Source organism: Acinetobacter calcoaceticus DSM 30006 = CIP 81.8, from assembly GCF_000368965.1.
Taxonomy (GTDB): Bacteria; Pseudomonadota; Gammaproteobacteria; order Pseudomonadales; family Moraxellaceae; genus Acinetobacter; species Acinetobacter calcoaceticus.
Window position 1 is genome coordinate 1644872 of the sequence record NZ_KB849780.1, and the last position, 22521, is coordinate 1667392.

Annotated in this window: 23 protein-coding genes and 1 pseudogene; 1 reads left to right on the forward strand and 23 read right to left on the reverse strand. The window is 36.6% G+C overall.

The genetic code is table 11. From position 1 onward, the window contains the following. Window positions 1-10 precede the first annotated feature (10 nt). The 12 genes from F936_RS12675 to F936_RS12730 form a co-directional block, all read right to left on the reverse strand. Window positions 11-1231 (reverse strand): chloride channel protein, encoded by a 1221-nt coding sequence (locus F936_RS12675; protein ID WP_005047827.1) that lies wholly within the window; start codon window positions 1229-1231, stop codon window positions 11-13. A 302-nt stretch (window positions 1232-1533) separates the two neighbouring features. Then, complete coding sequence (locus F936_RS12680) at window positions 1534-3252, reverse strand: acetyl/propionyl/methylcrotonyl-CoA carboxylase subunit alpha (protein ID WP_005047829.1); 1719 nt, start codon at window positions 3250-3252, stop codon at window positions 1534-1536. After that, entirely contained in the window at window positions 3252-4835 is a 1584-nt protein-coding gene (locus tag F936_RS12685) for a 5-oxoprolinase subunit B/C family protein (RefSeq protein ID WP_005047832.1), read from the reverse strand. The genes F936_RS12680 and F936_RS12685 overlap by 1 nt, the downstream gene beginning before the upstream one ends. A gap of 32 nt (window positions 4836-4867) precedes the next feature. Continuing rightward, window positions 4868-5683: a putative hydro-lyase gene (locus tag F936_RS12690; protein WP_080547575.1), complete on the reverse strand. Its 816-nt coding sequence runs from the start codon at window positions 5681-5683 to the stop codon at window positions 4868-4870. A 2-nt stretch (window positions 5684-5685) separates the two neighbouring features. Next, window positions 5686-6450, reverse strand: a complete 765-nt coding sequence (locus F936_RS12695; protein WP_000496072.1) for a LamB/YcsF family protein — start codon at window positions 6448-6450, stop codon at window positions 5686-5688. Window positions 6451-6484: 34 nt separating this feature from the next. Next, on the reverse strand, window positions 6485-7738 hold the full coding sequence (locus F936_RS12700; RefSeq protein WP_003650999.1) for an NRAMP family divalent metal transporter: 1254 nt from the start codon (window positions 7736-7738) through the stop codon (window positions 6485-6487). 339 nt (window positions 7739-8077) lie between these two features. Continuing rightward, window positions 8078-8989 (reverse strand): LysR family transcriptional regulator MumR, encoded by a 912-nt coding sequence (mumR, locus tag F936_RS12705; RefSeq protein ID WP_005047835.1) that lies wholly within the window; start codon window positions 8987-8989, stop codon window positions 8078-8080. Window positions 8990-9080: 91 nt separating this feature from the next. Then, complete coding sequence (locus F936_RS12710; protein ID WP_005047837.1) at window positions 9081-9260, reverse strand: zf-HC2 domain-containing protein; 180 nt, start codon at window positions 9258-9260, stop codon at window positions 9081-9083. Beyond that, window positions 9254-9871, reverse strand: a complete 618-nt coding sequence (locus F936_RS12715; protein ID WP_005047840.1) for an RNA polymerase factor sigma-70 — start codon at window positions 9869-9871, stop codon at window positions 9254-9256. The genes F936_RS12710 and F936_RS12715 overlap by 7 nt, the downstream gene beginning before the upstream one ends. Window positions 9872-9873: 2 nt before the next feature. Then, the gene (locus tag F936_RS12720; protein ID WP_005047842.1) at window positions 9874-10629 is read right to left on the reverse strand and encodes an HvfC family RiPP maturation protein; all 756 of its coding nucleotides are present in this window, start codon (window positions 10627-10629) and stop codon (window positions 9874-9876) included. After that, the gene (locus F936_RS12725) at window positions 10580-11443 is read right to left on the reverse strand and encodes an HvfB family MNIO-type RiPP peptide maturase (RefSeq protein ID WP_005047844.1); all 864 of its coding nucleotides are present in this window, start codon (window positions 11441-11443) and stop codon (window positions 10580-10582) included. Before F936_RS12725 ends, F936_RS12720 begins: the two co-directional genes overlap by 50 nt. 69 nt (window positions 11444-11512) lie before the next feature. Next, window positions 11513-11821: an HvfA family oxazolone/thioamide-modified RiPP metallophore gene (locus F936_RS12730; protein WP_005047846.1), complete on the reverse strand. Its 309-nt coding sequence runs from the start codon at window positions 11819-11821 to the stop codon at window positions 11513-11515. A 164-nt stretch (window positions 11822-11985) separates the two neighbouring features. Between F936_RS12730 and F936_RS12735 the strand changes: the two genes are divergently transcribed. Beyond that, window positions 11986-12591 carry an HvfX family Cu-binding RiPP maturation protein gene (locus tag F936_RS12735; RefSeq protein WP_005047849.1) on the forward strand — a complete coding sequence of 202 codons (606 nt, stop codon included), beginning with the start codon at window positions 11986-11988 and terminating at the stop codon, window positions 12589-12591. Between the two features lie 124 nt (window positions 12592-12715). On the opposite strand, the gene F936_RS12740 is transcribed toward F936_RS12735, so the two are convergent. From F936_RS12740 to F936_RS12785, 11 genes and pseudogenes are all read right to left on the reverse strand, one after another. Further along, window positions 12716-13660, reverse strand: coding sequence for a DUF4424 family protein (locus F936_RS12740; RefSeq protein ID WP_005047852.1), 945 nt, complete (start codon window positions 13658-13660; stop codon window positions 12716-12718). Between the two features lie 124 nt (window positions 13661-13784). Then, window positions 13785-14129: a hypothetical protein gene (locus tag F936_RS12745; RefSeq protein WP_005047854.1), complete on the reverse strand. Its 345-nt coding sequence runs from the start codon at window positions 14127-14129 to the stop codon at window positions 13785-13787. 312 nt (window positions 14130-14441) lie between these two features. Next, window positions 14442-14900 (reverse strand): annotated as a pseudogene (locus F936_RS12750) (hypothetical protein). 250 nt (window positions 14901-15150) lie between these two features. Next, window positions 15151-15345, reverse strand: coding sequence for a hypothetical protein (locus F936_RS18920; RefSeq protein ID WP_080595322.1), 195 nt, complete (start codon window positions 15343-15345; stop codon window positions 15151-15153). A 171-nt stretch (window positions 15346-15516) separates the two neighbouring features. Continuing rightward, window positions 15517-15834, reverse strand: coding sequence for a hypothetical protein (locus tag F936_RS12755; RefSeq protein WP_005047858.1), 318 nt, complete (start codon window positions 15832-15834; stop codon window positions 15517-15519). Between the two features lie 141 nt (window positions 15835-15975). Beyond that, window positions 15976-16680 (reverse strand): hypothetical protein, encoded by a 705-nt coding sequence (locus F936_RS12760; protein ID WP_016801934.1) that lies wholly within the window; start codon window positions 16678-16680, stop codon window positions 15976-15978. Window positions 16681-17050: 370 nt separating this feature from the next. Continuing rightward, window positions 17051-17740, reverse strand: a complete 690-nt coding sequence (locus F936_RS12765; RefSeq protein WP_003650979.1) for an HAD family hydrolase — start codon at window positions 17738-17740, stop codon at window positions 17051-17053. Next, a complete protein-coding gene (locus F936_RS12770; RefSeq protein WP_005047861.1) occupies window positions 17737-19353 on the reverse strand; it encodes an AMP-binding protein in 1617 nt (538 codons plus the stop codon). The genes F936_RS12765 and F936_RS12770 overlap by 4 nt, the downstream gene beginning before the upstream one ends. A 4-nt stretch (window positions 19354-19357) precedes the next feature. After that, the gene (locus tag F936_RS12775; protein ID WP_005047862.1) at window positions 19358-20299 is read right to left on the reverse strand and encodes a phosphotransferase; all 942 of its coding nucleotides are present in this window, start codon (window positions 20297-20299) and stop codon (window positions 19358-19360) included. Between the two features lies 1 nt (window position 20300). After that, window positions 20301-21224, reverse strand: a complete 924-nt coding sequence (locus tag F936_RS12780) for a diiron oxygenase (protein WP_016802302.1) — start codon at window positions 21222-21224, stop codon at window positions 20301-20303. Next, on the reverse strand, window positions 21214-22521 hold the full coding sequence (locus F936_RS12785) for an aminotransferase class III-fold pyridoxal phosphate-dependent enzyme (RefSeq protein WP_005047866.1): 1308 nt from the start codon (window positions 22519-22521) through the stop codon (window positions 21214-21216). The genes F936_RS12780 and F936_RS12785 overlap by 11 nt, the downstream gene beginning before the upstream one ends.

The window sequence follows — 22521 nt, forward strand, 5'->3', positions numbered from 1 at the left end:
CAAAACTTTTTTAATCCATCAACTTTTTACGGCGATATAACCCACAATTTCCAGAAAATAGCGCAGCCAATAAACAGGTAATGATGGCGTAAGTCGCAACATTCATTCCAAATAGCTCAACCGCTAAAATAATAGACGTCAACGGCGCCTTACTCGCCCCCGAAAACAGACTCACCAAACCTACGCCTGCAAGCAATGAAATTGGCAAGTTTAAAACAGCCCCTAAAGCATTACCTAATGTCGCACCCACATAAAATAACGGCGTAATCTCACCACCTTTAAAACCAGAACCTAAAGTGATGGCAGTAAAAATGGTCTTGTTGAAAAAGTCGTAAAATTCAATCGGCACATAAAAAGATGAAATGATTTTATCTGTACCCAAACCATTGTATTGCTGATGCGCAGTGAACAAAGTAAGTAGCATAATCACAATACCGCCCACCATCGTTCTTAATGGCAAATAACGGATGTATTTGTAAAAGACATCACTGGCAAAATGAATTGCGGCAATAAAGAAACGTGCAATCAAACCAAAGATTAGCCCTGCCACAATTAAGTTCATGAGCGTGCCGAAATGAATAGGTGGAAACTCACTAATCACATAAAAAATGTGTGGGTGAACAATATCGAATAGTTCAGGAATGGTGGATGCAACAAGGGCAGACACAAAACACGGAAAAATGGCTGAGTATCTTAAATTACCTAAAGCGGTAATTTCTAAACCATAAATTGCACCCGCCAGAGGTAAACCAAACACCCCAGCGAAGCCCGCACCAATACTCGCGATTAAACAGATTTTTCGGTTATCTTCCGAGATTTTTAATATATGGCTTAAGTGGTCAATTAAGGCACCTGAAAGCTGAACCGCTGGTGCTTCACGCCCAGCCGAACCACCAAACAACTGAGTTAAAATTGAGGTAATAAAAATGATGGGGCTCATTCGTTTTGGAATAAACGATTTAGGTTGGTGAATTTCATCAATCAGTAAATGAGTTCCCCGTTCAATGGGTGAACCATATTTTTTGATGAGATAACCAATACCAAAACCCACAAAAGGCAAGAAATAGATGAGCCAGTGATGCAGACTTCTGACTTTATTTGAAATATCAAAAGCCACAAAAATTAAAGTCGAAGCCAGCCCCGCAACGACTCCAATCACAATTGATATGGCGAGCCAATAGACACTGTATTTTAGAATTTGATCATATTCAGATGAAGGTAGAATTTTCATTCGCGTTCTTCAATTAGCCTTTAAAATGGATGATAAATTCTCAATTTTTTTATGCAGCCAGTTCATTAAGTGAGAAATGCTTAAACTGGGCTAAAAATTAAAGCTCGCATAGGCGAGCTTTCAATACAGTGATTAATCTTGATATCACCAAAGTTCGGGAAATATCTCATAACCCATTCTGGCTTTCAAGTTGAAAATAGTTAACGAGTACTGTGAAAATAGCTAACTGAGTTAATAAATAAGCATTCGATTTGACCCGATCAAACTAAAAACAAAATCAGGCCAAATCACATGTTCAAATCTTAATTAATGCTACCAATAATGGTTTCTGCATGGCAGGTCGCACCCTTCTCTGCCTCAATCTGAATCACCCCACTACGATGCGCCAGTACCTGAACTTCCATTTTCATGGCCTCCATAATTGCGACCACTTGCCCTTCTGTCACTTGCTCACCATTTTCGACTTTCCAAGCGCTAATCACACCATTAATTGGGGCAAGTAAATGCTCAGCACTCACTTCTGGCTCGTTAGTTTGTGCTTGAGTTGCCGTTGCTGGACCTTGTGCAAACATGCCCGCTGGTAAACCTAAGCGGTGTAACTTGCCATCAATTTCAATGTAGCTGAGTAACATTGGTTGTTGATGGTTTGGAATACCACGTTTGGTTGGCTTTAACTCTTGTTTAAAGTCGTTTTCGATCCAACGGGTGTGTACATTAAACTCATCTGTAAAGTCAGGTTCATTGAGTACCGCACGGTGAAAGTCTAAAACCGATGCTACGCCTTCAATTTTAAATTGTTTTAAAGCACGTTTAGCGCGGGCAATTGCAACTTCACGGGTTGGACCAGTCACAATCAATTTTGCCATCAGCGAGTCAAAATGACTCGATACCAATGAACCAGTGCGAACGCCTGTATCGACTCGTACACCATTACCAAACGGCGCTTCAAACAAACTCAACACACCAAACGCCGGAATAAAACCACGTGCGGGGTCTTCGGCATTAATTCGAAACTCAATTGCGTGACCTTGGGCTTTTGGTGTTTCTTTAATGGAAAGTTCATGGCCCTGCGCGACACGAATTTGCTCTACCACCAAATCAACTTTTGATGTTTCTTCGGTAACTGGGTGCTCAACTTGCAAACGTGTGTTTACTTCTAAAAATGAAAGTTTTCCATCACGACTCAGTAAATATTCAACTGTACCCGCACCCACGTAATTTGCAGCCTGACAAATGTCTTTTGCCGAGGTTAAAATTTGTTGATAAATCTCGTCGCTAATAAATGGTGCGGGTGCTTCTTCGACTAACTTTTGATTACGGCGTTGCAACGAGCAATCACGTGTGCCAAGCACGACAATGTTGCCATGTTGGTCGGCAATCACTTGAGCTTCTACATGGCGCGGTTTATCTAAATATTGCTCAACAAAACATTCACCGCGGCCAAAGGCAGCTTTTGCCTCTCGCACTGCCGACTCATAAAGCTCTTTAACTTCTTCGAGTTTCCATGCAACTTTTAAACCTCGACCACCGCCACCAAATGCGGCTTTAATGGCAATAGGTAAACCAAATTGTTCGGCAAACTCTAAAGCTTCATCTGCATTGTTGAGTGGGTCTTGCGTACCCTGAACTAACGGCGCACCGACAGAAGCAGCAATTTTACGTGCTTCGATTTTATCGCCCAGTTTTTCAATCGCACTTGGAGATGGCCCTACCCATTTTAAGCCTGCATCAATCACGGCTTGGGCAAATTCGGCACGTTCAGACAAAAAGCCATAACCCGGATGAACCATGGTCGCTTTCGATTTTTTTGCAACTTCGATAATGGCAGGAATATTTAAATAGGTTTCGCTTGCGGTAGCACCAGCCAAGCCCCATGCTTCATCTGCAAGTTCGACATGCATGCTGCCAATGTCGTCATCTGCATATAACGCGACCGATGAAATTCCCATGTCACGACAAGCATGAATAATACGAACGGCAATTTCACCACGGTTAGCAATCAATAATTTTTCTGTATTCATCATTCATTCTCAAAATCTGTAAATTCGGCAATTTTTTTAAATTTGATATGGCAACCTGCTGGTATCTGCGCCACCAAATCCCAATGGTGTTTAGCAACAGCGCCAATGACTGGATATCCACCCGTTAAAGGGTGATCATTCATAAACAAAACCGGCTGACCACTCGGTGGAATCTGCAAAGCACCAATGCATGTGCCTTCACTTTCCAGTTCATGGGTAATTTTGCGAGTTAAAGGCTGCTCACCTGAAAGTCTTAACCCAACGCGGTTGCTTTCATTGGTCACAAGCCACTCTTGCTCACAGAGCAGTTCAATACTGTCTTGTTCGAACCAGTCTGTGCGTGGTCCCATCACAATGTCTAGTTCAACCAACTCGCCAGCTTTTGGTAAATCGCTTTTGCCCACTTCATTTACACTAATGTTGGCGGCCTTCACCTGCCCTAGATAAATCGTATCTCCGAGCTTTAAAGGCTCAGGCCCCAACACTGCCAAGCTGTCAAATGAGGCACTATTGAGTACAGGTTCAACGTCTATGCCACCTCGAACTGCCAGATAGTTTCTTAAGCCTGCTGTTGGTGGCTGAATTTGAAATTCATCACCTTCATCCAGATCAATCGGTTGATAGCTTTCAAAGTCGGCTGTTTGACCATCAGAAAATTTCACACGAATGTTTGAGATAGCTCCAGCCACCGCAATAACGCCAGCATGCTGCATTTTGGCTTTTAAGCCACCATTTAAAACTTCAATGACGGGTGTATCGGTTGGATTACCCAAAATACGGTTAGCACTATGCATGGCAGATAAGTCCATTGCACCAGCCACGCCAACACCAATATTGGTCTGGTTTAAACGCCCTTCATCTTGAATGAGCATCTGTAGACTTGGCGCAGTAATCGTAAACAGTGGCGTAGATTGTTTAGGCTCAACCTTACGCGTGATTTGCTGCGGTACATTTACGGTTGTTGGGCGATGCGTAACATCTTCAAAATGAACAGTCATTCCCGGTAACAGCAATGCAGGATTTTTACGCTCTAAATCCCACATTTTTTCTGATGTAGTACCAATAAGCTGCCAGCCACCCGGACTGTCTTTTGGGTAAATACCAGAGTATTTTCCAGCCAAGCCTAAAGAGCCTGACGGTATTTTTTTACGCGGAACGGTTAAGCGCGGAATATCGGTAAAAGGCTTATCTGGACTGCTCATATAAGCAAAACCCGGCGCAAAACCAATAAAAGCCACATTCCACACGCTTTGGTGATGTCTTCTAATCACATCAGCCACAGACAAACCTTGTAACTCAGCAACCTGAGCAAGGTCTTCACCATCGTAACGAATCGGTACAATTACTTCTTGTCCGCTACGCTCAAATCCAGAATCAACTTTGAGACTCTGAATAGAAGCAACCAACGTTTTAAAATTGGTTTCGATCTCGTTAAAAAAAACCAAAATTGTTTTTGCAGCGGGGACTAAGTCTTTAATTCCATTCAATTGCGTATTTTGCAATTTATTGTACAACGCCAAAGTTTCCTCTAAGCTCGCGAGCTCAATCAGAAAACAATCGGCGTTTACCGATAAAAAACGCATTTGCTTATCCTTTTAATTCTTCTTTAGTCCAATTAGCCAATCCAAGCACGGTCAGGAATGTCGGTAATAAACATATGACCTGGTGCATGACTAATCGCAAAAGGAATTTTCGAGTTCATGACTGCCGCTTGCGGTGTTACCCCACAAGCCCAAAATACTGGAATTTCACCTGCTTCAATGCGAGAGGCATCACCAAAGTCAGGCTTATTTACATCCTGAATTCCTAAGCTTTCAGGATGCCCAATATGTACAGGTGCACCATGTACACTTGGCATACGCGCGGTAATTTTTACCGCTTCACTAATTTGATGAGATGGAATCGGTCGCATTGAAACCACCATATTTCCAGAAATACGCCCTGCTGCCTGGCACTGAATATTGCTCAGATACATCGGCACATTGGTGTCATCATGAATATGGCGAACTTCAATACCCGCTTCTTGCAAAGCCGTTTCAAATGAAAAACTACAACCAATTAAGAAAGTCACCAAATCTGGATGCGCATTATAAATCTCGCTTGCATCGGTCACTTCATCAACCATTTCGCCATCTTTCCAAACGCGATAACGCGGGAAATCGGTGCGGATGTCTGAGTCTGCGGCAAGCTTGGTTGCATAAATGCCTTCTTCGAGCACATCAAGCACTGGACAGCTTTGTGGGTTGCGATGTGCGTAAAGAAGGAAATCGTAAGCCCACTCTTTTGGCACCGAAATCATGTTGACCTGTGTCATGCCCGCAGCCATCCCTGCTGTCGGTTTATCAAAACCAGCACGGATTTTTAAACGCGCATCTAAAGCGGCTTCAAGCTGAGCTGGGTCGACTTTAATATCCTTATACATTGTGCTCATCCTTATGCTTTGTTTACAAATGGGCGGATTTCAATATTGTTTTTTACAAGCTCGGCTTTAATAGCTGCTGACATTTCTAATGCACCGTCAGTGTCGCCATGTAAGCAAATCGTGTCGGCTTGAATTGGGGTAAATACGCCGTCAATTGACTCAACTCCACCGTTTTTAAGCATTGAAACCACACGACTGGCAACAAATGCCGAGTCGTGTAAAACCGCTCCTTCTAGGCGGCGAGAAACCAGTGAACCATCGCTGTTATACGCACGGTCAGCAAATGCTTCAGACACGACTTTTAAACCAGCCGCTCGTGCTTGTTCCACTAAGTTTGATCCAGCCAAAGCCACTAGCACCAGTTCAGGGTTATACATTTTAATTGCATCAATCACTGCGGCTGCCTGAGCTTGGTCATGTGCAATGGTATTGTAGAGCGCGCCATGTGGTTTAACGTATTGCACTTTTGAGCCTGCCACTTTAGCCAAACCATCGAGTGCAGAAATTTGGTAAAGCACATCGGCAATCAATTCGTCACGGGACAAATCCATATTACGGCGGCCAAAGCCTACAAGGTCTGGGTAAGACACGTGGGCCCCAATAGTCACACCAAGCTCAACGGCTTTACGAACCGTTTTTAAAATGCCGAGTGGGTCGCCCGCATGAAAGCCACAAGCAATATTGGCACTGGTCACGACAGGTAAAATCTGGTCATCATTACCCATTTTCCATGAGCCAAAGCTTTCACCCAAATCACTATTTAAATCTACAAACATGGCATTATTCCTTTATTACTTAACAAAGTCTGGCTTAAAGCTTGGTCAAATAGTTAAACACTGTCGTAAACGACATATAGCCCATCCACCACGTCAACAGACATGTTAATCCACCCAAAATAAGTAACCATTTTGGATAGTTATAATTACCCATTAAATCTTTACGGCATGCAGCAACATACACAAAAATTGTAAGACCAATTGGCAACACTAAACCGTTAAAACCACCCACAAAAATGAGTAGACCTGCTGGAGTTGCGCCCAATAACACATAGAGCAATAAAGCCAATGCGATAAAAGTAATGGTCGTATAGTTGTTTTGTTTTGGTGTTAAGTTCTTTTTAAACACGTTAAAGAATGACACTGAAGTATATGCTGCACCAATAGTGCTACTAATGCCGGCTGCCCAGAAAATTAAACCAAATAATTTAAAACCAAATGTACCTGCTGCATATTGGAATGCTTGAGCTGCTGGGTTGGCATCATGGCTGGCTAAATCAATATTTGCACCACTCACCACCACACCTAAAAAAGCCAAGAACAACACATAACGCATGATGCCGACAACAATAATGCCCTTGGTTGCAGCTTTAGCGACTTCATCGATATTTTCAGGGCCAACCGCACCTTTATCGAGTAAACGGTGTGCGCCTGCATAGCAGATATAGCCACCAACCGTACCGCCCACAATGGTGGTAATAATGGCAAAGTCGATCTGGTCTGGAGCAAAGGTTTGATGTACAGCTTGACCCACAGGAGGCATCACAATCACGGCAACAATAATGATCAGGAGAATTTTAAGCAATCCCAACACGATCATGCTTTTATCCATGGCAAGCGTTGCTTTTCTTGAAGCAAAAATCAAAATGGCTAAGGCACCACTTAAAATACCGCCCCACTTTGTGTCTAGACCAAAAAGTGCATTTAGACCTAAAGCCGCACCTGCAATGTTACCGATACTAAAGAAAAAACCACCTAGAATGACCAGAAAAGCCAGTAAGTAACCACTGCCGGGAATTGCTTTATTGGCAATATCCGATGCACGCATTTGAGTGAGTGTGACCACTCGCCAAATATTTTGTTGAACCACATAATCAATCAGAATGGAAACTAAAATGGCAAAGCCAAATGCCGCGCCTAACTTCACTGTAAATACAGCAGTTTGGGTTAAAAAGCCTGGCCCCATTGCAGAGGTCGCCATCATAAAGATTGAGGCAACAATGGCCCATTGGCGATCTGATAAAAAAGAAGATTTCAGTAAAGACATATTAATGCGTTCCTCATCCATTTGAGCTTAACAACGCTATTTTCAGGTTGAACCAAGAACATCATTTTTCCCAAACAATATTCTTTAATCCTTTTAAATGACAAAGATTCCCTGTTCCCCAATCAACACAATCGGTGATCAAATCTTGTATCTAAAATAAAAACATAGCTAATCCCTACGGACAATAAGACTTTTTACATAAAATAAAAAATTAAATGTTTGATTTTAAACAATTTAATATGTATTAAAAAATCAGGATAAGCTTTACTTATCAAACTTCATAAGCTGCTTTTATGACTTTGCATGCAAGCAGCCTATTTAAAATAAGAAAAAATATTTTATGAAAAATAATAACAGCGCTTATTTTTGGATTTTCTCATTGAGGCTTTTCATGGCACTTTCCGACACTTTAACCGCAACCTCTGTCAATTTCTCTTTCAAGGCAACGTCATTCCCGTGAATATAGATCGAGGTAAAATGAAAGGTCTTTAACTGAATGGGCGTATTTAATATTTCTAATCGACCATCCGTTATTTCTTTCAACGCCGTTAAGGTCGGTACTACAGCAATGCCTAAGCCCTGTTCGGCTAAACGCAATAAAGTTGCTAATGAATAACTGGTAATTGAAAGTGGTTCATCAACACCTAGTTCTTTCATTCTGGCTTTCAATTCTTTATAGGGATAGGTAATTTTGGGGTAAGTTAAAATGGTATGAGACATGAGAGCTTTAAAAGACATTTGAGCCACACAGCCTTTAAATGACGGTGAAGCCAAGAAACTCAGCTCAAAGTCACACAATGCCTGTTCAATACATTCAAAAGCCAACGTTGGCCCAAGCAAAAAGGCCATGTCCAAGTCCCCTGTCCGAACGCCTTCTTGTAAATTAGGTGTTAGATCGACCACAATTTCGACTGAAACTTTTGGAAACTCTTGTTGAACTTTTTCGATGTATTCGACCAACCACATATAAACAATCGTTTCAGAAACACCTAAACGAATTGTTCCCGTCAAGTGCTGGTTTTCAGTAAGCTCTGCGACAAGGTCGGTTTCCAACCGCATAAACTTTTCAGCATATTTAAATAATGTGATGCCTTTATGAGTCAGTTTAAATTTTCGCAAACTTCGGTCTAAAACTTTAAAACCTAATTCATTTTCAAGAGATGTGATTTTTTGAGATACCGCAGGCTGGGTGGTTTGCAATTTAGTTGCAGCCTTATTGAAGCTATTTAACGTCACAACCCAATAAAATGCTTCAAGATTCTTTAAATTCACGTTTCATCCTGTCTTAAAAAACTCCTCTACTTTTATAGTATGGGAGTTCTTAGCGTGATTAGGCTAGCAATAAATAAATTTTTAACTAAAGTTAGCCATCCAAATTTTTAAATGCTTTAGAAAGCTGACTAATTGTTTTGATCTGTTTTGAATAACGGCGGCATGACCGGCAGGTCAATAAATGCAGCTGTAAACCACTTTGCTCACGTAATAACAATGGTCTATCTTGCTTTTCAGACAACAGTTGAGTGGCTTGTCGACATGTCAGCATGAACAATCCTCCTTCAATAACCATTTATTTTCTAAACATTCCCTTAGTCGGGTACGACTTCGATACATCAACACATTAAAGTTTGAGATAGACAATTCCAACTTGCTACAAATTTCGTTGGAGCTCAGCTCTATCACTTCTCTCAACATAAAAACTTGAGCATATTTGGCAGGTAAATGATTTAAACAAGCTTCAAAAATTATCCAGAAATCTGCCTGCTCCATCATTTCTTCAGGGTTTTGCCATGCTTGAGGTGCTTCATATTTATGCCAGTGTCCTGACGCATCGAACAACTCGTCGATACTGAGTTCGCTTTCCTCATCTTTAAATAATTCAGACATTGCGACCAAACGTGACTTTTGCCGAATCACATCAATAATTTTATTTTTTAAAATGGCAAACACCCATGTTTTAAACGCAGCACGTCCTTTAAATGAATCTAAATGTTGGAACGCACTTGTTAATGCCTCTTGCACCACATCTTCAGCCTGAGGAAGCGAGGAAAGCTGTAAAAAAGCAAATTTTATCATTTGCTGTCTTAAGTCTTGTAAAAAGGCTGGATTATGCAGCTGATCCCCTATTTCTTCATGATCTGATGCTACGGCAGTCATTCTTATACCTCTTTAAACTTATGGGGAGCCTGAATTAATCGCAGTCGAATTAACAGTGCTTTTAATTCTTGAACTTGCAGATAAATGTGATGTTCAGACAAGTCAGTAAGTACAGATTGAATGAGTATATGAATATCTTGGTCAGTTAGCTTTATATTTTGAGTCAACTGTTCAATCACCATAGCAAACAAAGGCGAAAGCTGTTCAATACATACTTTATCTTGTTCATCTCGCCAGACCATAATCGCCCCGAGCATAGGCTCGACCTGTTCTGGAGTCATTAAAGTTGTCCACGTATAAACGGGATATTGATAAACCAATACCCATACCTTCGTGGTTAACTGCCAATCATAGTTCTCATCCAAGACTACTTTTTCAATTTCAACAGTATCTAAATACAACTCAAGCCATTCAAACTGCAACAACTCAGCCAACCAAGGATATTCTTGCAATATTGGGTGCTGCTGATCTGTCAAAGACTCTCTAAACTCCAGAGAAATATCATTATACAAAGGTGAGCGACACTGGGCTTTTTGAAAAAATTCTGAGAGTAATTGTTGCCACTTTAATTCTGGCAACATTGCACGAGCTACGGGATAAACTAACTCAATAAATGAGCTGACATTATTAAAAAGCAAGTCCCGATAAATTTGCATTCGCTCGGCAGGAAGAGCTTGAGGTAATTCCAAATCAGGATCTCTAATCCAGTCACAAAACTGTTGTTGCATGGTTTGGAAGGATATTTGATTTTCCTTCATAGCCACTCTCCTGTTGTTGAATTATTTTAATTTTGGCTAGTTCCTCTTCTAGCTCTCGCCATGATGGAATATTAAAGTCGCGTTCCAATAAGGTCGGTTTTATTCCGCATACTTGGTAGGTATATCTCAATAGCTCCCAAACGCGGTCACAAACCTCTGCACCATGCGTATCAATTAATAAATTTTTCTGAACTTGTTCATGCCCAGCAATATGTAAATAACGGATTCTCTCTTTTGGCATCTCCCGAATAAATCCAAATGCATCACTGCCATGATTAATACTGTTGACATAGACATTATTTACATCCAGAAGCAAATCACAGTCTGCATATTGAAGAACTTCACGGATAAATTCCGCTTCACTCATTTCAGCATTGGGCATTAAATAAGTAGAAACATTCTCTATGACTAATCTTCTTCCTAAAATATCTTGAACACGTAAAATACGTTCAGCGACATATTTAACAGCCGCTTCGGTCATGGGGATTGGCAACAAATCATATAAGTAGCCCCCATCATTTGTATAACTTAAATGTTCAGAATAAATAGAGACATCATATTGTTCTAAAAAGCTTTTTATTTTGCTGATAAATTCAAGATTCAGTGGATGAGGACCGCCAATAGACAATGACAAGCCGTGACAAATTAATGGGGCTTTTTCAACACACTGTGCGAGTAATTTCGCATGTCGACCACCAAAACCTAGCCAGTTTTCAGGAGCAACTTCGATAAAGTCCGGACATGTTTTTGCATCTAAAAACGAATCTATAAAATCACGCCTTAAACCAAGCCCTACGCCTGACAAATCCATCATGGTGATTTCTCCTTTTGGAAACGATGCCGACACTTACCAGAAGGCCGGCATCATCCATGATCAGATTGTTTACTTAGCGCCGCACTTACCGTCAGCGACTTTTTTATCTGCACCGCACTTGCCGTCCGTTGCTTTTTTGGTTGCTCCACATTTTCCATCAGCTGCTTTTTTATCTGCACCACATTTTGCTTCGGCAGACTTTTCGTGGTTTTTCATTTTGCTAGCACCGCATTTTGCTTCACCGCATTTTCCATCTGCTGCTTTGGTTGCATGTGCTTCGGTTCTTGTATGGGTTGCTGCTACCGCCACTTGTGTAGCGCCAGCAACTGATAGTGCTAATAATGCCGCCACTGAAGTCATTGAGTTGAGTTTGTTCATTTTAGTATTCCTTTAAAGATAAATTCTCGGTTTGTACATTTGTACGTATAGTTAGACGGACCAAATCCTTTTTTATTACACCGTAAATAAAAAAAAATTTTATGTAAGAAATACAGTCTTTATCCGACTAATTAATATTCAATCGCATCGGATGTGAAATTATCATGAAGAATTTTATTTATGGTTTATCTCAATATTATCAAAAACTGGGTAAAACTCTACAACATGCAGATGGCATCGCAGCTCTGGCTCTTCGATTGTATCTAGTGCCTATATTTTGGATGGCAGGCACAAATAAATTAATGCACTTCAATGATATTGTAGAATGGTTTGGCAACTCAGATGGAGGTTTAGGACTTCCCTTTCCATATCTAATGACCCTGCTTGCAACAACAACTGAACTCGCGGGCGCAATACTATTAACATTTGGCCTCTTTACTCGCTTAATTAGTATTCCCCTCATTATTACGATGTTGGTTGCTATATTTACGATACATCTACCAAATGGATGGCAAGCGATTGCTGATCCAAATGCACCCTTTGCAAACATGCAGGTGTTGGCTTCAGCTGAAAAGTTAGAGAAGGCTCGCCAAATATTACAAACCTACGGCAATTATGACTGGCTCACTTCCAATGGTTCGTTTGTAATTTTAAATAATGGAATTGAGTTTGCCACTACGTATTTAGTCATGCTTCTCGCACTGCTTGTTCTTGGAGGCGGCCGTTATTTTAGTTTAGATTATTGGATTAAAAAGAAACTGTCTAATTAATCATTACGTTAAGAACCCTCATGGCGGCAACATTGAGTATCTTTTTCTTATTGTGTGCCATGTTTAGCTCATGACACACAATCAATAGTGAGGCAATTGGGGAGAATTCGAAGCTTGTATGAAATTATCTAACTCTCACAAAAATAATATCTAGGTCTTTTTTGAGTACAAACTTGGTTTTGGTCATCTGAAATTGAGTTGGGCTAATCTTTTTGACTTGGCCATCCCAGCAAAAAGAAACCAGCTCATCCTTATCACGCTCAATGGTTAACTTAAAGTTTTCAATCGGCTTTGCCCAATTTGCACCCGTCGTCAAAATATAACCCAAAGCACTAAACGGCGAATTTTCTGCGCTGGCTTTTTTTAAGCCCTGCTTAAATTGCTTATCCATACAAAATTGCTGGTTATATTCATCTGGATATAAGGCAACAGAACCACCCACCAAAGGTTTATATTCATGATGAATTTTAGTCAAACTATTGGCTTTAAAGGTTTGCTTCCAACTATAGATCACTTGAGATGACCACGGGATTACATCATCTTTTTTAAAATTAGCTAAAATTTTCTGTATTTGTGGTTTATTACATTGTTTTAGCTTATCTACATAATATTCATAATTATAGTTATTACGCAGCCATGGGTTGAGCATATCTTTTTCACTAAAACCGCATTGCTTAAACTCATCTGTTGCATCAATCAGAGGTGATTTTTCATCTTTTTGAATAAACGTTCTGACATGCATTTCCGGTTTTATATTTTTCCCATCCACCACGATCTTAAAACTTTTTAGAAGTTCTTCTGTATGGGCAAAATCAGACTCAAAGAAATTATCAATGCGCGGTAATGGAAATAAAATAGTTTCAGTGACCTCTTTATTGCTTAGGTTTTTATAGAGGTAATCGACCTTAATCAGTTTTTTACTAATAAATAGATCTTCGCTTTGCATCGCAATCTGCGAATTTTTGAGATATTGAATCCCCCCCGTACCGACATAGCCCGTAGAATCATTGGCTACGCTATAGGTCGATAGTTGAATTAATACAGCAAAAGTCATTACAAGCTTTTTCATTTTAAAGCGCTCTATGTCATTTTCTAATTATGGAATGTCAATCTGTGGTAAATCATATTATATATTTCACCCACAAAAAACCGTCTAAAGACGGTTTGTTCATACATTTAAAATCTAATTCCTTTTAATGATAATTTAGTTTTTGCCTCATCATCTTTTTTTGCACACTAATTTTTCCAATAAAGTTTGTTAGCCATAAAATGCATTCATCCCGATGTTCAAAATGTGGAATCAAACTTAGATCAACTTTTATATCTCTATCTGCCAAAGGCAAACTCAGACAATATTCAAAGTCGATAGAGTTATACTTTAATTTTAGATCTTTTTCTTCGGCCTGCTTTTTGATTTCCGCCATAATTCGATTGAGGTTAACAATCAAGTTATTTGAAACTTGGTTATTTTCATAAATACGTTCATATACATTTTCAGCAACATCTATGTATTTAATTAGCTCGGCATTTTCGTTCATATTATTTATATTTCCCTTTTTTTAAAGATTATGAACAGCTAAATGTTTAATTGCGTTACTTGACACATTGCTTATGTGAAAAACGTATATTTTTCTTTATTAACAAATACACTTAAGATATTGTTATTTATTAAAATTCAGTAGATATTTGCACATTTGTATACATTTAATATTTTCTAAAATCTAAATTTAGACAATATTAAATGTTAGTTAGGATGAGATTAATACAAAAAAAACCGCCCCAGAAGGCGGTCGCTGAAGTTAAACCAGCAGTATATAGAAGTGTGGTGGACCGTCACTTCTACATTCTTTTTATGAAGGAGTTTTATTGGTTTTACTAAAATCTTCAGATTTAAAATAATTGATAATCATGTCTGCATGCTCTTCTTTTTGAGGAGCTACAGATACAGGAAATGCATCTTTCGACATCTTAAAACCTGGTGGAAGAAATTGCGAAATTGGTGGTAATTTAGGTTTTCCACCTTCCGTAATTCGTTCAATAAAACCAGCTAACCAAAGAAGATACTCTCCTTCATTTGCAAATTTTGGCATGACACTCAAGTCAATTTGAACTTTGCATTCACTTAAAGGTTTGGTTAAGTTCTCTTCAAAGTCTATATAGTTGAACTTGAGCTTAAACTCAGTTCCCTTGATCGCTTTTCGAATCTGACTAATTAAACAGTTAAGATTCTAAGTAATGTCATCAGTGAATAAGCTATCTTTTTTAATATTTTTATAAACCTTTTCGGCTACAGCTAAATACTTTGGCATTAACCTCTCTCCGTACTATTGTTATAAAGTGCTGATCTAAAAATCTTTTATGACTTTGATTATGCTCAAAGAAGTGTAAGTAAAGGTAATCTTATAGGTGTGGTTTGTAAGTAATTAGCACCTTATGTAAAGGCAGCCTAAAAAACACCTAAAAAAATTATGGTTTTGATAACTCATCCACAAAATGAATGGTTGAATAGAGATAATTAGAAACATTTACTTTCATATTATTTTTTACCAAATGGTAAAATCAATATGTCCTCATCTGTTTATCTCTACGCACTAAACCTAAAACAGATCTACGTACTCTTATTTCTTCTTCAGAAAAAGGCAAATGGTCTATGAGTTCGTGAATTGGGAGAGAATTATTTTCTATCAAGAAACAGTCTTGTTCTGTTGTCCAATTAGAAATGGTTGATTTAGTTTGTTTTAGATATCGCTTCATATTTCCTAGCAGATTTGTTTGTAATCTCAAGATGCCAGTCTTTAAGACGAGCTTATCCCTTAGATTTTGTGGTGATCTTAAGGTTCAATGTGATTATAGCAGTCTGTAGATAAGATGTTCAGCTTATAGCCTCTAATAAAAAAAGCCCACACACTGCGGGCTTCCTACTCATTATTTTGCGGCATTCACCCCAGCAATAAACTGACTACAATTAGAGCCTTCAGATGCGTTACCTAATTGCTTTTCAGAAAATTTAAATTTAGAGGCAACTGACTCGTAATCTTTTTTAAGGCTTTGACCTGTTAGCTCACCTAGCTCTTTCACTTGTTCAGGTTTCAAGATGCCATGTTCAACCGCTTGGTTTACCATTACACATGCTGTGGTCATCGCGTCATAACGTGCAGCAGTTTTAGAGTAGCCTAGAGCGCCTATTACTCCACCAACAATTAAGCCAATAATTACCGCTAAAGTTACGTGCATTTTATTCATTTTTTAAATACCTAAAAATCTAACTAAAAGAGGAACACTTCAAAAGGATGTACTCAAGTCTAATTAAGATAAATATATTTATCTGATATCAAAAGTTAGAATCTGTCACAATTATTGATAGATTCAGATATTTCTAAATCATCAAGGTAAAAATGGTTTTGTTAGAAATACAAATCCGACAGAGAAAAAAGCATTATCGTGATGAGAAATTTGATTGCCATAACTTGCATCTAATTGAACAAAGTCCTTGTAGACCAAGTATCTAAAACCTGTCTGGTAAAAGGAATCATTTCGGTCATTACCATATACTTCGGCAGTGAGCGTTAAAGGACGAGTAAGTTGTGTTTCGGTTCCAATTCCCCACGTGGTCTGGTTTTTATGCGTGGTATTTTCACGTAACCAACCTAGGTTGGCATGGATTAAAAATTTATCATCGAAAGTAGAAACACTTAATGGAACATTGACCGTCCAATCTTTCCTTGAAGAATCTTTGGTATTTATTTGAGTGCCAAAAGAAAAACCAACTCCCCAATCATTGGTTTCTAAAGGCTTTAATAAGGTTTTACCTTGTAAGGTTGCATAGCTGACGTGCTCAGTATCATCGTTTACTCTTCCCAGCCCTACAGCAAATTCAAAATTGCCACCAAAATTACAGGCAGGCATTGCCCAATATTCTTTGTTGTCAGGGTTATGCTGCATCCATGTTTCGAGTTGACAGGTCTTTGGAGAAACAAGAGCTGCATCGTCAACAACCATAGGTCTTCCACTATGGCTAGCGTTAGATAAAGCCAATAAACAGAAACCTGAAATAAGTGAGCGTTTCTTTAAAGTAAATACCACAGGCATCACTCCCATAAGTTATGGAGCATATGCGAGTACTGCAACCCGTCATGATTAAATCATGGGCTAATAATAGAAATGAAAAGATAAAAATAAAAAACCTCTTCTTGCATCCACAAAAAGAGGTCTGTAAGGACTTCAGTGGATACTTAGACTATTACCGATCGACTATCGTCACTCGAACAAGTACTCACAATGAAGCTCCTAAAAATTTGTTGGGCGGATTCTAAAATTACCTTTGTTAAATATCAAGTTAAAATTTCGTGACAATCAAAGCCTTATACCAATCGTTGTATCAAAGCAGAAAAGTCATTGTGAGTTTTTTATTTCTAATGAGCGATTAACTCAATGCTATTAATAAATGGAGTTAGCCTAATTAATTTATAGCCAATAAATCTTTTTTGCTTTTAATATGTAAAGTCCTAAATCCTAGCTCTCCAGATGGAAGAATATCTTTTTTAATACTATCTCCTATCATGTAACACTCTTCAGGGTTTTCCCTCGTAATATTTAAGATTTTTCTATACAAACATTTTGAAGGTTTACCTACGCCAAAATCACCAGAAACAAAAACCATTTTAAAAAAAGGCAGCAGACCTGAATAAAAAATCTTCTGATATTGAATATATGAATCACCATTTGTGATTATGTAAAAATTACTATTTAGGTTTTTAAAATAAACATCTAAAAACTCAGAATTTACAATTAATTTTTTTATTGCAATCGGTCTAAAATAGATCGACATGGGAAATGGCTTTTCACAAAAACATAATCCTTTAATATATTTATAACAATCTCTTTGAAAGATATCCACCCATTTATAAAATTCTTCTAATTCATCTCCATAAAAATATTTATCAATCCAAAACAATTCATTAACACCAATTCCTACAGAAAACATATAATCGAAAAAAGGGCTACTTTTAAAAATATAATCACAATAATCTATGAAATCACTATATAAAATATTACTATTAATAAAATCAAATACTTCAGCGATACTATTTGCATCAACATTAGAGTCAATTAAAGTACCATCCAAGTCAAAATAGTAATTATAGGTCATAAACAATTAGCCATCTTAGTCATTAGCTCATGCTTTTTAACCTTACCCGTTGCTGTTTTGGGAAGTTCTGCTAGGATGAACTTGTGAGGAGTCTTTAGTTTACCTAAATTCTGTGAACAATATAGAAGGAGATCATCACTGATTTGTTCTAGATTCATCGTACTTTCAATAAATGCTATAATTTTTGTTTCTTGTGCTAAATTACTATTAATACCTATTACAGCAACATCATCAATATATTTATATTTCAATAGTATATATTCAATTTCCAAACTAGAAACATTTAACCAATCATTATCATTTTCAATAAATATTAAGTCTTTCTTCCTATCCTTCAATTGTAGTGAACCATCTGAATGGATTACAGCTAAGTCACCTGTTCTAAACCAATTATTCTCTATAGATTCATCTGTCATGGCTTTATTTTTATAATATCTACTAAAAAGGGTATTCCCTCTGATTAATATTTCCCCAATATCTTTTCCATCATGTTTAATCAATTCACCTTCATTATTAATTAATTTAAATTTTGAACCAAAATGTGGAGAAACTATTCCTTGTTTACTATGAAAATCAACATAATCATCCAGTGATTTAAAATCAGTAAACTTAGATGATGTAGATGTAATAGAACCTAACGATTCATTTAAACCATATTGATTGACCAAATTAATTTTTAAATCATAAAATCTATTTAATAATTCAGGAGAAGGAGAAGCTCCTCCTATCATTAGATTTAAATAATTTAAACTATCGGAATTATCATGAAATGCTAATGATTTTAATAATCTTGGTGAGCCTGCTAAATGAGTAACATTAAAAATTCTGATCTTTTTCAAAACATCTGCTACGTCATTAAGCAAATTATTATCATATATAATTTGCGTAGCTGAACTAGCAAACAATGCCCAAATATGTGCCCAACCATTACCATGAAACATAGGCAATGACCAAAAATATACAGTTTTAATATCTAAATTAAAAATTATAATTTGACCTAAAGCCTGTAAATAAGCAGTTCTATGAGTATAAACAACTGCTTTTGGTAAGCCTGTGGTTCCTGAGGTAAAATTAATAGCAAGATCATCATACTCATTAATTACTGGAAATACTTCATCAGTGTATATGTCGTTTGTTTTCAAACAGCTTTCATAAATAAAAAAATTATTTTCTTTTAATTTATCGAATTTATTTTTAAATGAACGTGGAAAAATGAAAAATAATTCATTTTCCACATTAATAATACTTGAAAATTTATCTTCAGATAAATTAAGAAATAAAAATTTAGTCTCTGAAAATTCTAGTTGTTGAATTATTTCACTAATTGAAAGATTAGGATTGATAGTAACAACAACCCCACCCGCCTTAGCAATTGCAAAATGTAACTCAATAACCTCCATGCAATTCATTGATAATATAGCTACTTTTTCTCCTTTCATTAGGCCATTTTTAATGAAAAAATATGATAAATTTTTTATTCTGGTATAAGTTTCACTAAAAGTGTAGCTATACCCCTTATCATAAAAACTTATATTATCCCCATGAAAATTATAACTTTTATCTAAGAACTCCAAAGGAGTTAATTGATTTATTGAATGTAAATATTGTGACATGAAATTATTCTCCATTAATAAAAATCAATGAGTCCTCTACAATTTCTTGTCTAGCTTTTTCGTCAATATAGTATGACCAATGCTTTTTACTTGGGCCAAAAAATCTGTAAATAATTTGGATTCCTAAATGCTGCATAAAAGAATCTACAACAGTATCTTTTTCTAACTTATTAAATTCTTTAAAATACTCTTCTAAGAATATACTCATATATCTCTTAGCGTCTTTTTTATGATATATAGAGCTCATATATATTTCTGAAAAAATATAGGCCAAATCATATTGTGGCGATCCAAGATGAGACTGTTCAAAATCGATAAAAACAATTTTGTTACTATCAATAAGAATATTTCTTGAGTTAAGATCACTATGCAGAATGCAATATGATTCTGATATATATTTATTTTTAATTTTAATAATATTTTCGAATGTTTTTTTGTCTACAAATTTTTCTAAACCATCATATTGTAAAAGCAACTTAAAATCTCTAAATTTAGTATTATATAGTTTTTTAGCTTCATTAAACTTCAGAAATGATTCTTGATGCAATTTACCTAGAAAATATGCAATTTCACGTATATGGTTTTCAGTAAAGGTTCCTTTTTCAAGGAAATTTATAAAAGTTTGACCATTTAGAAACTCCATAATAAAACTAGTAGAACTCTCATTTTCACGAATAATTAATGGAATTTTTATATTACTATGATTGTGAAACAATTGTGAAACAATTTTTTGAACATCAAGTGCAAGTGTATATCTTTCCTCTTTAGGTATATTGGGAATGTTATAAATTTCACTTTTAGCTTGATCCATATATTGTTTGAAAATATATTTTTTTTCATTGCTTTGAAAGAAAACTAAATTATTAAACAACCCTCCATCTTGCAATCTAATTTCAGTTATATTGCCATTACCAAAAGTTTCTTTAACACTTTGAATATCCAACATATTACAACTCCAAATTTAGTTCATTAAATACAGAATATATTCTTTCATAGCTTCTAGATAAGTTTATTTTACTGATATACTTATTTTCATTTTTTATATCATTAATTATAGTTTGTGATGATTTCACACCTACTACATCCAGAATTTGGCTCCAAACTATCCAATCATCTTCTACAAATACATCCATAGCAATATTTATAAATTTCCTTAAAATTGCTTTATGTTCATTTTTTAAGTTTGCTAAATTATTTAAAATAATAATTTCAAAAACACCTGCATGAGCATTTTCATCTTTTTCATGCAAACTAACTAAATGTCTATTAAAGGGTTGTACTGTTTCATCTTTTGAAACTAAATTTAAAAATTCATAAATACTCAATTCACCTACAAAACACCATGCTACAAGTGCTAAATCCTTCTCAATTTCACTCAAATTTTTACTGCAAATTTCTTTATAACGTCTATAAATTAATGCTTTTTTATTTAATTCATCTACTATATTTTCCTGTAAATTCCTCCATTTAATTGTGTTTTCTATTGCTATTTCATGCATATACGAATGAAATGTTTCATCAATAAGGGTCTGACGTATTATTGATCTATCCGTCCCTTTAATATTAAAGATATGATCAAGTTCAATCAGTTTTTGTATGGCGGGTGCAACAATAAGTTCTTCTGTTTCTACAACTCTTTTATTCCAATAAATCCACGCTAAACTATCTATATAGTTTTTTTTCTCTATATCTAACTCTAAATATAATGGATGTTGATGAAATGGTATCAGTGTTTCTGGAAATTCACGAAAAGACTGATCAAATAGATTGGCTCTATACTCTTCAAATCGTTTATCGCGCACTGCCGCTCTTTTCGACCAGCTCTCAGCCATTACTCGGCTTCTACTATTTGTATTTATTTTAATATTCATAATATTTTTCTTCAAAAATTGATAATATTGAATCTAATTTATTCGAAACAAATTCTAACTCTTCATCATCAATAATTAATGGTGGACAGAAGTAAATTTTATTTTGCAGAACTAAAGTAGAGATACCCTCATTTAGTAATTCTGCTTTTAGAAATTTTATTTCTTCTGAATCATTCAAAAATGGTTCTCTAGAAGCTTTAGTTTTTACTAGTTCTATGACCCAAAATAAGCCTAGACCTCTTACATCTCCAACTAATTTATTTTCTTTCCACCTTTTTGCTTGATTGTTTGAAATTTCTATACCAAGAAATTTGGCTCGGCTAATCAGGTTATCTTTTTCCATTATTTCTATTGCAGCCACAGCGCTAGCACAAGCAAGCGGATGCCCATAATATGTTCCGCCACCAGGAAAATATTCAGTTTCAAAAGTCTTAGCTATTTTTTCAGAAATCGCTACTCCTCCTAAAGGGATGTAACCTGAATTTACACCTTTGGCAAATGTAATTAGATCTGGTACAACTGACCAATTGTTTACAGAGAACCATTCTCCACACCTACCGAATCCCATCATTACTTCATCACAAACTAATAGAATATTGTGTTGATCACATAACTGTCTTAGTTGTTCTAAATAGCCCTGTGGAGGAACTATTCCTCCATTTGAGCCAACTATAGGCTCTATAAAAATTGCAGCAATATTTTCAGGTCCTTCCCCTTCAATAATATTTGATAGGTGGGTAATAGCCCTATATGTCTCTTCTGCTTCAGATGTAGAAAAAAACTTACTTTGATAACTATTTGGTCCTTGAAAATGAATTACCCCCGGTATACCTGGCTCATTTTTCAATCTTCTTTTATCACCTGTAAGACTCATGGCTCCAGCCGTGGAACCATGATAACTATTGTACATTGATAATATTTTGTGCTTTTTAGTATGGATTCTTGAAATTTTTATAGCATTTTCTATTGCTTCTGTACCGCTATTAGTAAATAGAATTTTATTCAGATCACCAGGTGTATGCTTTGCAATCAGATTAGCAGCTTTTATTCTAGCTTCGGATACAAACACTTGAGAGACAGAACACAATGTTTCAGTTTGTTTTTTTATTGCATCAACCATAGCTGGATGCTGATGCCCCAAATTTAAATTTACTCTCTGACTACTTAAATCAAAATATCTTTTCCCTTTTTCATCAAAAAACCATACCCCTTGTCCACCTACAATTATTGGAGACTCTTCTCCAGTTTGCACAGACCATGATCTAAATAAATTTCGCTGTTGATGATTTTTATCCAT